The sequence below is a fragment of the Pseudomonas sp. genome, from assembly GCF_032058845.1.
In the GTDB taxonomy this organism is placed as follows: Bacteria; Pseudomonadota; Gammaproteobacteria; order Pseudomonadales; family Pseudomonadaceae; genus Aquipseudomonas.
Genome location: NZ_DAMCCR010000008.1, coordinates 24018 through 36038 on the forward strand (window position 1 = coordinate 24018; position 12021 = coordinate 36038).

General features: G+C 62.5%; 8 protein-coding genes. 3 read left to right on the forward strand and 5 right to left on the reverse strand.

The genetic code is table 11. The annotated features are described in order from the left end of the window. The first annotated feature begins 120 nt into the window (after positions 1 to 120). The 3 genes from pgi to RT028_RS02955 all read left to right on the forward strand — a co-directional run bounded on the left by pgi (position 121) and on the right by RT028_RS02955 (position 6948). The gene (gene pgi / locus RT028_RS02945) at positions 121 to 1785 is read left to right on the forward strand and encodes a glucose-6-phosphate isomerase (RefSeq protein ID WP_312932282.1); all 1665 of its coding nucleotides are present in this window, start codon (positions 121 to 123) and stop codon (positions 1783 to 1785) included. A gap of 161 nt (positions 1786 to 1946) precedes the next feature. Then, entirely contained in the window at positions 1947 to 3881 is a 1935-nt protein-coding gene (gene acs, locus RT028_RS02950) for an acetate--CoA ligase (protein WP_312932284.1), read from the forward strand. A 130-nt stretch (positions 3882 to 4011) separates the two neighbouring features. Continuing rightward, complete coding sequence (locus RT028_RS02955) at positions 4012 to 6948, forward strand: DUF748 domain-containing protein (protein WP_312932286.1); 2937 nt, start codon at positions 4012 to 4014, stop codon at positions 6946 to 6948. A 324-nt stretch (positions 6949 to 7272) separates the two neighbouring features. Here the strand turns inward: RT028_RS02955 and RT028_RS02960 are convergent, their stop codons facing one another. From RT028_RS02960 to rbfA, 5 genes are all read right to left on the reverse strand, one after another. Beyond that, on the reverse strand, positions 7273 to 7632 hold the full coding sequence (locus tag RT028_RS02960; RefSeq protein WP_312932351.1) for a BON domain-containing protein: 360 nt from the start codon (positions 7630 to 7632) through the stop codon (positions 7273 to 7275). Between the two features lie 263 nt (positions 7633 to 7895). Beyond that, positions 7896 to 10001: a polyribonucleotide nucleotidyltransferase gene (gene pnp / locus RT028_RS02965; RefSeq protein WP_312932288.1), complete on the reverse strand. Its 2106-nt coding sequence runs from the start codon at positions 9999 to 10001 to the stop codon at positions 7896 to 7898. Between the two features lie 246 nt (positions 10002 to 10247). Next, positions 10248 to 10517 (reverse strand): 30S ribosomal protein S15, encoded by a 270-nt coding sequence (gene rpsO / locus RT028_RS02970; protein ID WP_312932290.1) that lies wholly within the window; start codon positions 10515 to 10517, stop codon positions 10248 to 10250. Between the two features lie 149 nt (positions 10518 to 10666). Next, positions 10667 to 11584: a tRNA pseudouridine(55) synthase TruB gene (truB, locus tag RT028_RS02975; protein WP_312932291.1), complete on the reverse strand. Its 918-nt coding sequence runs from the start codon at positions 11582 to 11584 to the stop codon at positions 10667 to 10669. A 3-nt stretch (positions 11585 to 11587) separates the two neighbouring features. After that, positions 11588 to 11989 carry a 30S ribosome-binding factor RbfA gene (gene rbfA / locus RT028_RS02980; RefSeq protein ID WP_312932297.1) on the reverse strand — a complete coding sequence of 134 codons (402 nt, stop codon included), beginning with the start codon at positions 11987 to 11989 and terminating at the stop codon, positions 11588 to 11590. Positions 11990 to 12021 lie beyond the last annotated feature (32 nt).

Below are 12021 nucleotides of genomic sequence, written 5' to 3' on the forward strand. Positions count from 1 at the left end.
CTCCCGCTACGGCATTTCCCTTTCAGCGCGACCAGGATTGCCTATACTCCGAGGCGACTCGCAACTGCCGAGAACGGCGAGTGTCCAACGCAGCAACTCGTATCCAGGAAATCATTCTTAATGGCGTATTACCGCACTCCTCACGATGTCACCACCTTGCCGGCCTGGCAGGCACTCCAGCAACACCGCGAGGCGCTGCAGGACTTCAGCATGCGCGAAGCGTTTGCCGCTGATCCCAAGCGTTTCGACGAGTTTTCCCTGAGCAGTTGTGGCCTGTTCCTCGACTACTCGAAGAACCTGATCACCGAACAGACCCGCACCCATCTGGTGGATCTGGCGGATCAGGTGGGCCTGGCCGATGCCATCAAGTCGATGTTCAACGGTGAAATCCTCAACGCTTCGGAAGGCCGCCCGGTGCTGCATACAGCGCTGCGCCGCCCCTTCGGCGACAAGCTCAGCGTCAACGGCGTCAACGTCATGCCCGAGGTGCACAAGGTCCTCAACCAGATCACCGAGCTGGTCACTCGCATCCACGATGGTCTGTGGCGTGGCTACACCGAAAAGCCGATTACCGACATCGTCAACATCGGCATCGGCGGTTCCTTCCTCGGCCCCGAGCTGGTCTCCGAAGCCCTGCTGCCCTACGCACACCGCAGCGTGCGCTGCCATTACCTGGCCAATATCGACGGCAGCGAGTTCCACGAGCTGTCGGCCAAGCTGCACGCCGATACCACGCTGTTCATCGTCTCGTCCAAGTCGTTCAACACCTTGGAGACCCTGAAAAACGCCATGGCGGCGCGCACCTGGTACTTGGCCCAGGGCGGTTCGGAAGCCGAGCTGTATCGCCACTTCATCGCAGTGTCGAGCAACAAGCAGGCTGCCATGGCCTTTGGTATCCGTGAAGAGAACATCTTCCCGATGTGGGACTGGGTCGGCGGTCGCTACTCGCTGTGGTCGGCCATCGGCCTGCCGATCGCGCTGGCCATCGGCATCGCCAACTTCAAGGAGCTGCTGTCTGGCGCCTACACCATGGACCAGCACTTCCAGACCGCCCCGTTCGAGCAGAACATGCCCGTGCTGCTGGGCCTGCTGGGTGTGTGGTATGGCAACTTCTGGAACGCCCACAGCCACGCGATTCTGCCGTACGACCATTACCTGCGAAACATCACCAAGCACCTGCAGCAGCTGGACATGGAGTCCAACGGCAAGAGCGTGCTGCAGGATGGCAGCCCGGTTCCGGTGACCACCGGCCCGGTGATCTGGGGGGGTGTGGGCTGTAACGGCCAGCACGCTTACCACCAGTTGCTGCACCAGGGCACGCACCTGATCCCGGCCGACTTCATCGTGCCGGTGGTGAGCTTCAACCCGGTGGCCGATCACCACCAGTGGCTGTACGCCAACTGCCTGTCGCAGAGCCAGGCCCTGATGCAGGGCAAGACCCGCAGCGAGGCCGAGGCCGAGTTGCGTGCCAAGGGCATGAACGAAGCCGACATCGAGAAGCTGGCTCCGCATAAGGTGATTCCCGGCAACCGCCCCAGCAACACCTTGGTGGTCGAGCGCATCAGCCCGCGTCGCCTCGGCGCACTGGTGGCAATGTACGAGCACAAGGTGTTCGTGCAGAGCGTGGTCTGGGGCATCAACGCTTTCGACCAGTGGGGCGTGGAACTGGGCAAGGAGCTGGGCAAGGCGGTCTACCAACGCCTGGTGGGCAGCGAAGAAGATGCTGCCGAAGACGGCTCGACCCAGGGCCTGATCGACTACTTCCGCAGCCGCCATCGCGGTTGATGATTGTGCAGCACCGCAAACGGGCGCCTCGGCGCCCGTTTTCATGTATTGAAACCGCCTGTGCGGGTGTGCTGTCCTAGCAGTAATCGATGCTGTGCACTCAGCGCCACCCCCGCGCTGAGCCTCAGCCCGCTGCCATGACAAGAACAGGACGACCCGCCATGTTCGATCTACGCACGTACCCCGATGCCTATGCCGTCAGCCAGAGCGCCCGCCTGAGCGAAGCAGACTACCGACGCCTGTACCAGCAGTCGATTGACCACCCCGACGCCTTCTGGGCCGAACAGGCCGAGCGCCTGGACTGGAGCACCCCCTTCACCCGCGTTCAGCAGTGCGACATCCACAGCGGTGACGCCCGCTGGTTCGAGGGTGGCGAGCTCAATGTCAGCCACAATTGCATCGACCGTCACCTGGCCACCCGTGGCGAGCAGACCGCCTTGCTCTGGGAAGGCGACGCACCTGCCGACAGCCTGGCGATCAGCTACCGCGAACTACACCGTCACGTCTGCCGCCTGGCCAACGTGCTCAAGGCTCGCGGCGTCGGCAAGGGCGATCGCGTGTGCATCTACATGCCGATGGTGCCCGAGGCAGCTTACGCAATGCTGGCCTGCACGCGGATCGGCGCCGTGCATTCGGTGGTCTTTGGCGGGTTTTCCCCGGACGCTCTGCGCGACCGCATCCTGGATGCCGATTGCCGCACGGTCATCACTGCCGATGAGGGCGTGCGCGGCGGCAAACGCATCGCCCTGAAGCAGAATGTCGACCAGGCCCTGGCCAGTTGCCCGCTCGTGTCGACCGTGCTGGTGGTCAAGCGCACCGGCGCCGAAGTGGCCTGGGATGCGCAGCGCGACCTGTGCTATGCCACGGCCACGGCGCAGGCGGCAGACGATTGCCCAGCCGAGCCCATGGCCGCCGAAGATCCGCTGTTCATCCTCTACACCTCAGGCAGTACCGGCAAACCCAAGGGCGTGCTGCACAGTACGGCAGGCTACCTGCTGCAAGCGACGATGACCTTCGACGTGGTATTCGACTATCGCCAGGGCGAGGTCTTCTGGTGCACGGCAGACGTCGGCTGGGTCACCGGGCACAGCTACATCGTCTATGGCCCGCTGGCCAATGGCGCCACCTCCCTGATGTTCGAGGGCGTGCCCAACTACCCGGACAGCTCGCGTTTCTGGCAGGTCATCGACAAGCACCAGGTGAACATCTTCTACACCGCGCCCACCGCTCTGCGTGCATTGATGCGTGAGGGCAGCGGACCGTTGCAGAGTACCTCGCGGGAAAGCCTGCGCCTGCTTGGCAGCGTCGGTGAGCCGATCAACCCCGAGGCCTGGGAGTGGTACTTCAAGGCCGTCGGCAAGCAGCGCTGCCCGATCGTCGACACCTGGTGGCAGACCGAAACGGGCGGCATCATGCTCACGCCGCTGCCAGGCAATGCGCGCCTGAAGCCTGGCTGCGCGACGCAGCCCATGTTCGGTGTGCAGCCCGTGCTGCTGGACGATCAAGGCGCGCTGATCGAGGGGCCGGGAGCCGGCTTGCTGGCGATCAAGGCCAGTTGGCCTGGGCAGATCCGCAGTGTGCATGGCGACCACGCGCGCATGGTCGAGACGTATTTCAAGCCGTTTCCCGGCTATTACTTCACCGGCGACGGCGCGCGCCGAGACGCAGACGGTGACTACTGGATCACCGGTCGGGTCGACGATGTGATCAACGTCTCCGGCCACCGCATCGGCACCGCCGAGGTCGAAAGCGCCCTGGTCCTGCACGAGCGCGTTGCCGAAGCGGCGGTGGTCGGTTACCCGCACGACCTCAAGGGCCAGGGTGTCTATGCCTTCGTCACGCTGATGGACGGCGTGGTGGCGGACGACGCCTTGCAGGCCGAGCTGCTGGCCTTGGTCGGCAAGGAGATCGGCAGCTTCGCCAAGCCGGAACGTTTGCAGTGGGCCCCGGCGCTGCCCAAGACGCGGTCCGGCAAGATCATGCGGCGAATCCTGCGCAAGATCGCCGGCAACGAACTGGACAGCCTGGGCGATACCTCGACCCTGGCCGACGCCGGCGTGGTGCAAGGCTTGATCGACGAGCGCCTGAATCGATGATGGGGGCGCGCGCGGGCCTTTCAGACGCGGGCTGACGAGGTCGCTGCGGCTGATGCTCAGCCGCGCCAGCGGAACCGTTTTCACGTGTCATACTCCAAGCACTTCCGCCCGCGACCTGACGACGCCCTCCATGCTCAAAGGATTGACCCGCGCCCTTGGCACCCTGCTGGCCTTGTTGACCCTGTACAGCCTGCTGGGCTTTCTAGTGCTGCCAGGCGTTGCGCTGCGCATCGCCAACCAGCAACTGGCGCAGTACGCCACGGTGCCGGCGCATCTGCAACGTATCGAATTCAATCCGTTCACCCTGGAGCTGACCCTCTGGGGGCTGGAGGTCGGCGAGCCGGGCAAGGCGCAGGTCGGTTTCGAGCGGCTGTATGCCAATCTGCAGCTGGACAGCCTGTGGCGTCGCGCCCTGCACCTGGAGTCGGTGACGCTGGACGCACCGCGTACCGAATTGCTGTTCAACAAGCGTGGCCAGCTCAACCTCACGCGGCTGTTCGCGCTACCGCCCAGTGAACCGCCCGCCGAGCAAGCGGCCGGCGAGCCCTTCCCGCTGCGCGTGGATCACCTGGCGATCAACGAGGGCTACCTGCATTTTCGCGACCTGCGCCCCAGCGAGCCGATCGAATTTCTCTACGACTCGATGAACGTGCAGCTGAAAAACCTCAGCACGCTTGCCGACGACAACGCCGACATGAGCCTGGTCGCAAAAAGCCCGGCCGGTGGCCGCATCGACTGGCAAGGCAGCCTGAGCCTCTCGCCCATCGCGTCCAAGGGCATTTTGAAGGTCACGGATGCCAAGATGAAGCTGTGGTGGCCCTACGTACGCGATGCCCTGCCGCTGGTGCTGCAGGACGGCGTGCTGAGCCTCGAGACCCAGTACACCTTGAACCTGGCCAAGAACACCGAGCTGCGCCTGGACCAGGCGTCGGTGCGCGTGGCGCCACTGGCCATCAACGCGCCAGACGGCCGCCCACTGGCGCATCTGGCCAGCCTGAAGATCAGCGAGGCGTCCGTCGACCTGGCCCGGCAGAAGGTCGTGGTGGGCAAGGTGCGCAGCGAAAAGCTGGAAACCTGGGCTGCGCTGGAGCGCGATGGGCAGCTGGACTGGCAGGTGCTGTTCGCCGGCGAGCCGGGCACACCCGCCAGGCCTGACGCCAAGGCCAAAGCGGCCCCGGCCACCGCAGCGCCGGTGAGCAAGACCCCGACGGCGCCTGCCAAGCCCTGGCAGGTGGTGCTCAAGGATGTGCAGACCCGTGGCGCCCTGATTCACCTGGCAGACCGCCGGCAGAAAGAGCCGGTGGCGCTGGATGTCGGCCCTCTGAACCTGAGCATGACCGGGTACGACAGCCTCAATCGCTCACCCTTTGCGCTCAAGCTCGACACCGGGATCGGCAAGCAGGGCAAGCTGCAGGCCACAGGCCAGGTCAACCTGGCACCGGTCAGCGCCCAGCTTGACGTGAGCACCCAGGATATCGACCTGCGCATTGCCCAGGCGTATATCAGCCCCTATATCCTCCTCGAGCTGCGCAGCGGCATGCTGAGCAGCGCGCTGAACGTGAATGTCAGCAGCATCGAGCCCGTGGCGTTGACGGTGATCGGCAACGCTCAGGTCGACCAGTTGCACACCCTCGACACCATCAAGAATCGTGACCTGATCAAGTGGGAGCGGATCAATGCCGACGGCATCCGCTACGTGCATGGCGACGCGGTGTCGATCGACACGATCCGCCTGCAGCAGCCCTACGCCCGTTTCATCATCAACGAAGACCGCAGCACCAACATCGACGACCTGCTGATTCCCCAGCCGGCAGGCGCTCAAGCCGCGAGCGAGCCCCCTGCCGCCCGCCGTGCGGAGAAACCCCTGGGAATTCGCATCGGCCGGATCGACATCGCCGACGGCTCGGCCAACTTCGCCGACATGACCCTCACCCCCAACTTCGCCACCGCCGCCCAGCAGCTCAACGGCGTGGTCGGGACCCTCGACAACCGCCAGTCGCTGCGGGCCAACGTCGATATCCAGGGCAAGGTAGACCGTTACGCACCGGTGATCATTCATGGCGCCCTCAACCCCTTCAACCCCATGGACAGCCTGGACATCGCCGCCAGCTTCCGCCGCGTGGAGCTGACCACCCTAACCCCGTACTCGGGCAAGTTCGCCGGCTACCGTATCCGCAAAGGCCGGCTCAACCTCGACCTGCATTACGTGATCACGCAAGGCCAGCTCAAGGCGGAGAACAGGGTGGAGGTCGAGCAGCTGCAACTGGGCGATCGGGTGGACAGCCCGGATGCCGTGGACTTGCCCATCCGCCTGGCTGTCGCGCTGCTCAAGGACACCCACGGCAAGATTTCCATCGAGCTACCCGTGTCGGGCGACCTCAACAATCCGCAGTTCAGCGTGATGCCAATCGTCTGGCAGACCTTGCGCAACCTGGCGCTGCGCGCCGTGCAGGCGCCATTCAAGATCCTCGGTGGGCTGGTGGCAGGCGGCCAATCGCAGGACCTCAGCACAGTGGCCTTCGCGCCGGGTTCGAGCGAGCTCGGCCCTGATACGCGCGCTGCGCTGGACAAACTGGCCAGTGGCCTCAAGGCGCGGCCACAGTTGCGCCTGGAGATCGAGGGCACCAGCGCGCAGTCCAGTGACGGGCCCTTGCTGGCCCAACAGCGCCTGGACCGGGAATATCAGGCCACCTGGTACAAGATCTTGCAGCGCCGTGGTGACAAGGTGCCTGCCAATGCCTCGCAGTTGGTGGTGAGCGACGATGACAAGCCCGCCATGCTCGAGGGCATCTACCGCCTGCGCCTGAAACAGCAGCCGCCGGCGCAGTGGGAGCAGCTGAGCCGTGACGAGCGTACGCGCCTGCTGCGCGACGCCGTCTTGAAGTACTGGTCAGAGAGCGCCACGCTGCAACGTCAGCTCGGCCAGGATCGGGCCAGCAGCATCAAGGACTATCTGGTCGACAAGGGCGGGCTTGAGGATGATCGGGTGTACTTCATCGATACCGCCCTGGGGCAGGCCGAGAAAGATGGCAAAGTCGTCACGCCGCTGCACTTGGATGCGGGATGACGGGCTGAAGGAGCGCAACAGCGGGATATCCGATCAACCGGTTGCAGTGCACATCAGCCAAAGCGCTGTGAGCAATTTGCGCTGCACTCGACCCTGTGGTCATGGGCCCAAGGGGTCTCGATAAGTCTCTTGGCTGAAGGTGTCCTGGCTGAGCGGCCGCCTGATCTGGCATTCACGTCTGGCAAGCCAGCGACCTGCTTGCGCTACCGCGCCATTACGCTGGAAACGCGTGCGGTCAGAACTCGATAAAACCCGGAAACGAAACAGCCCCGGCATCACTGCCGGGGCTGCTGGGTGCTCGAGAAATCGAGCAGCAGACGCGTATTACTGAGTTTTCAGCGCTTCGGTGGTAACGCTCTTCACGCCTTTGATTTTCTTGGTGATAGCAACGGCGGTAGTTTTCTGAGCTTCAGTCAGGGTAACGCCATCGTTGGTGGACAGTGCGACTACACCGTGGGTAGTTTCAACGGTGATGTCCGAGCCTGGAATGCCTTTCTCGGTCAGCAGGTCAGCTTTGACCTTGGTGGTGATCCAGGTGTCGCTGGTTTCTTGCTTGGCTTTGGTTGCTTCGCCGGCCGCCATGATCAGCGGAGCCTGGGAAGTTTGCTGGGCAGCGAAGGCCGCGTTGGTCATGGTCAGGGTCAGAGCGGTGGCGGCGGCGGCAGCAATAGCGAACTTCTTCATACAAGACACTCCTGTTTTTCGAAAAGTCTGCGCCGTGGTTGCCGGCTGCAGGTAATAAATAGATTGCAGAGGCTGTGCCAGGTTCATTAATTAATAAATATCCTTTTAAATCAATGACATAAGTAACAACCACCGCACCCGCTCTCGTGCATTTTGCAAGCAGCCATCAAATCGTGCATGCAAGATGCAAGTCCACCAATAAAAACGACAGGCAAAAAGAAAGGGCCCACTTGAGGCCCCTTCCCTTTATTGCTGGATCACGCTTACACGCCGGACGATTTAGCCGCCGCTACGTCTTTGATCGACAGCTTGATACGGCCGCGGTTATCCACGTCCAGTACCAGTACTTCAACGTCCTGGCCTTCCTTGAGCACGTCGGTGACCTTCTCCACGCGCTCGTTGCTGAGCATGGAGATGTGCACCAGGCCGTCTTTGCCGGGCAGGATGTTGACGAATGCGCCGAAGTCGACGATGCGCTCGACCTTGCCGACATAGATCTTGCCGATCTCGGCCTCAGCGGTGATACCCAGTACACGCTGACGGGCAGCTTCTGCCGCTTCCTTGCTCTCGCCGAAGATCTTGATCGAGCCATCGTCTTCGATGTCGATCGAGGCTTTGGTTTCTTCGCAGATGGCACGGATGGTCGCGCCGCCTTTGCCGATCACGTCACGAATCTTGTCGGTGTCGATCTTCATCGCGATCATGGTCGGGGCGTTGGCCGACAGCTCGGTACGCGACTGGGCAATGATCTGGTTCATCTGGCCGAGGATGTTCAGGCGCGCTTCCAGGGCCTGGCCCAGAGCGATTTCCATGATCTCTTCGGTGATGCCGTTGATCTTGATGTCCATCTGCAGCGCGGTGACGCCTTTGGCGGTACCGGCTACCTTGAAGTCCATGTCGCCCAGGTGGTCTTCGTCACCCAGGATGTCGGTGAGGATGGCGAACTTCTCGCCTTCCTTCACCAGGCCCATGGCGATACCGGCAACCGGCGCCTTCATCGGCACACCGGCGTCCATCAGGGCCAGGGAAGCACCGCAGACCGAGGCCATGGAGCTGGAGCCGTTGGACTCGGTGATTTCCGATACGACACGGATGGTGTACGGGAACACATCGGCACCTGGCAACATGGCCTGGACCGAACGGCGAGCCAGACGGCCATGGCCGATTTCGCGACGGCCAGCGCCGCCCATGCGACCACACTCACCGACCGAGAACGGTGGGAAGTTGTAGTGCAGCATGAAGGGGTCTTTCTTCTCGCCTTCGAGGGTGTCGAGCAGCTGTGCGTCACGGGCGGTACCGAGGGTGGCAACGACCAGCGCCTGGGTTTCGCCACGGGTGAACAGCGCCGAACCGTGAGTCTTGTCCAGAACACCGACTTCGATGTTCAGGCCACGCACGGTACGGGTGTCACGGCCATCGATACGCGGCTTGCCGTTGACGATGTTCTCGCGCACGGTGCGGTATTCGATTTCGCCGAAGATTTCCTTGACCTGGCCGGCGCTAGGCTGACCTTCTTCACCGGAGAACTTGGCGATCGCCTGGTCACGCAACTCGCCCAGACGCGCGTAGCGGTCGGCCTTGACGGTGACGGTGTAGCCTTCGGAAACCGCTTGGCCGAATTCAGCGCGGATGGCGTTGAACAGTTCGGTGTTGGCAGCTGCAGGTTTCCAGTCCCAAGTCGGCTTGGCAGCTTCGGCAGCCAGCTCTTTGACCGCCTTGATCACGGACTGGAACTCGTCGTGGGCGAACAGCACAGCACCCAGCATCTGGTCTTCGGTCAGCTCCTGGGCTTCGGATTCGACCATCAGCACGGCGTCGGCAGTACCGGCAACCACCATGTCCAGGCTCGAGGCAGCCAGTTGCTCGTAGGTCGGGTTCAGCAGGTAGCCGGTGCTTTCATGGAACGCTACGCGCGCAGCGCCGATCGGGCCTTCGAACGGGATACCGGAGATGGCCAGAGCTGCCGAGGTACCGATCATCGCAGCGATGTCCGGATCGGTTTTCTTGCTGGTGGAGACGACGGTGCAGACGACCTGCACTTCGTTCATGAAGCCTTCGGGGAACAGCGGACGGATCGGACGGTCGATCAGGCGCGAGGTCAGGGTCTCTTTCTCGGAAGGACGGCCTTCGCGCTTGAAGAAGCCGCCGGGGATCTTGCCGGCAGCGTAGGTTTTTTCCTGGTAGTGCACCGACAGAGGGAAGAAGCCCTTGCCTGGATCGGCCTGCTTGGCACCGACCACGGTCACCAGTACGGTGACATCGTTATCGACGGTGACCAGCACGGCGCCGCTTGCCTGACGGGCAATGCGGCCGGTTTCTAGCGTGACGGTCGACTGACCGAACTGAAATTTCTTGATTACCGGGTTCACGGTTTCCTACCTTTTCAATGGCTCTGGGGGAACTGGTTTCTTGCGAATTCTTGGGCAGTACAGGGAATCGGCCCTGTTGACCGTCCAGATACAACACGAGGCTGGGAGCCTGACTGCCGTGCGGATGAACCGCACGGAGTCAGGCTGCCAACCTCGAAGATACGCGTGGCGTGTCCGACGGTAACGCTGCCGAGCAGCGTTGCCGAAGCCTGCGACACGCCATGCACACCACTGGCCAGGCCGCTATTAGCGACGCAGGCCCAGGCGACCGATCAGGGTGCTGTAACGCGTGGTGTCTTTGCCCTTCAGGTAATCCAGCAGCTTACGACGCTGGTTGACCATACGAATCAGACCACGACGGGAGTGGTGGTCTTTGCCGTTGATCTTGAAGTGACCTTGCAGCTTGTTGATGTTGGCGGTCAGCAGAGCAACCTGCACTTCCGGGCTACCGGTGTCACCGGCGGCTTGCTGATAGTCGGCAACGATCTGGGCTTTGTCTTCAACGCTGAGTGCCATCTGGCTTCTCCTGATAAACGGAATCCGTAAACGAATCCCAATAGGCCGGGGAAAACCCCGTATTGATAAAGAAAGGTATGACCGCGCCTAATAACAGCCACCCTTTTTTATCCACAGGCTGGGGCAAACGCCTTTGCCTGTGGCTTCGGTCATTCCGACCGAATCAGTCGACGCGGCGCGATGCGCCCGTCTTCGCTCACTTCACCGATACCCAGGAAGCGACCGTCTTCGTCTTTGACCCGAACCATGCCGAACTGCGGCGCCTCAGGCGCCCGTACGGCTTGGCCATGCAGCCAGTAAAACGCGCTGTTGGCCGACAAGCATACCAGCGGCCAATGCAAAAGACCGCTGTCGGACGGCATCAGGAATCGATCGAGGGCTTCACTGCCACCTTCGGCGTGCGCCTGCTCCAACGCTTCCAGCGTCACGGTCTGTGCCAGTTCGAACGGCCCGGCCTGCGTGCGCCGCAACTCCGCGACATAGGCGCCACAGCCAAGGACTTCGCCGATGTCTTCCACCAGCGTGCGAATGTAGGTGCCTTTTGTGCAGCCTACCGTCAGCCTGGCCCGGGTTGCCTCGCTCTCGAGGAGCTCAAGGCGGGTAATAGTAACAGAACGTGCTTCACGCTCCACTACCTCTCCAGCGCGCGCCAGCTTGTACAGCGGCTGACCGTCGCGCTTGAGGGCCGAGTACATGGGCGGTATCTGGCTGATCGGACCACGAAAACCGGGTAACGCCGCTTCGATATCGGCACGACCAACGGTCACCTCGCGGGTCTGCAGCACCTCGCCTTCGGCATCACCGGTATTGGTGGTCTGGCCGAGTTGCATGACCGTCTCGTAGCCTTTGTCGGAGTCGAGCAGGTACTGGGAAAACTTGGTGGCCTCACCGAAACACAACGGCAGGACGCCGGTGGCCAACGGGTCGAGGCTGCCAGTGTGGCCGGCCTTTTCCGCATTGAGCAGCCAGCGGACCTTTTGCAGGGCCGCATTGGAGGTGAACCCCAATGGCTTGTCGAGCAGGAGGATGCCGCTGACGTTACGGCGGATACGTTTGACCTGGGCCACCGCTTACTCCTTGTTGGTGTCCGGTTCGTCGTCCGCCTGATGCTGGCGATCTTCTGACACGGCACGCTCGATCAAGGCTGACAGGTGAACGCCACGGCTGACGCTCTCGTCATAGTGGAAGTGCAGTTGCGGCACGCTGCGCAGCTGCATGGAACGCCCCAGGTGCAAGCGCAGGAAGCTCGCAGCGCTTTTCAGGGCCTTCAGGGTTTCCGGCACTGCGGTGCCGTCTTCGTCACCCATCACGGTGATGAACACCTTGGCGTGACCCACATCGCGGCTCACATCGACGGCAGTGATGGTGACCAGCCCGACGCGCGGGTCTTTGACTTCACGGCGAATCAGCTCGGCCAGCTCACGCTGCATCTGATCGCCAATGCGTTGGGTACGGCTATATTCTTTTGCCATGCTTGTTGCTACCTGTTTCTAGAGCGGCAAAC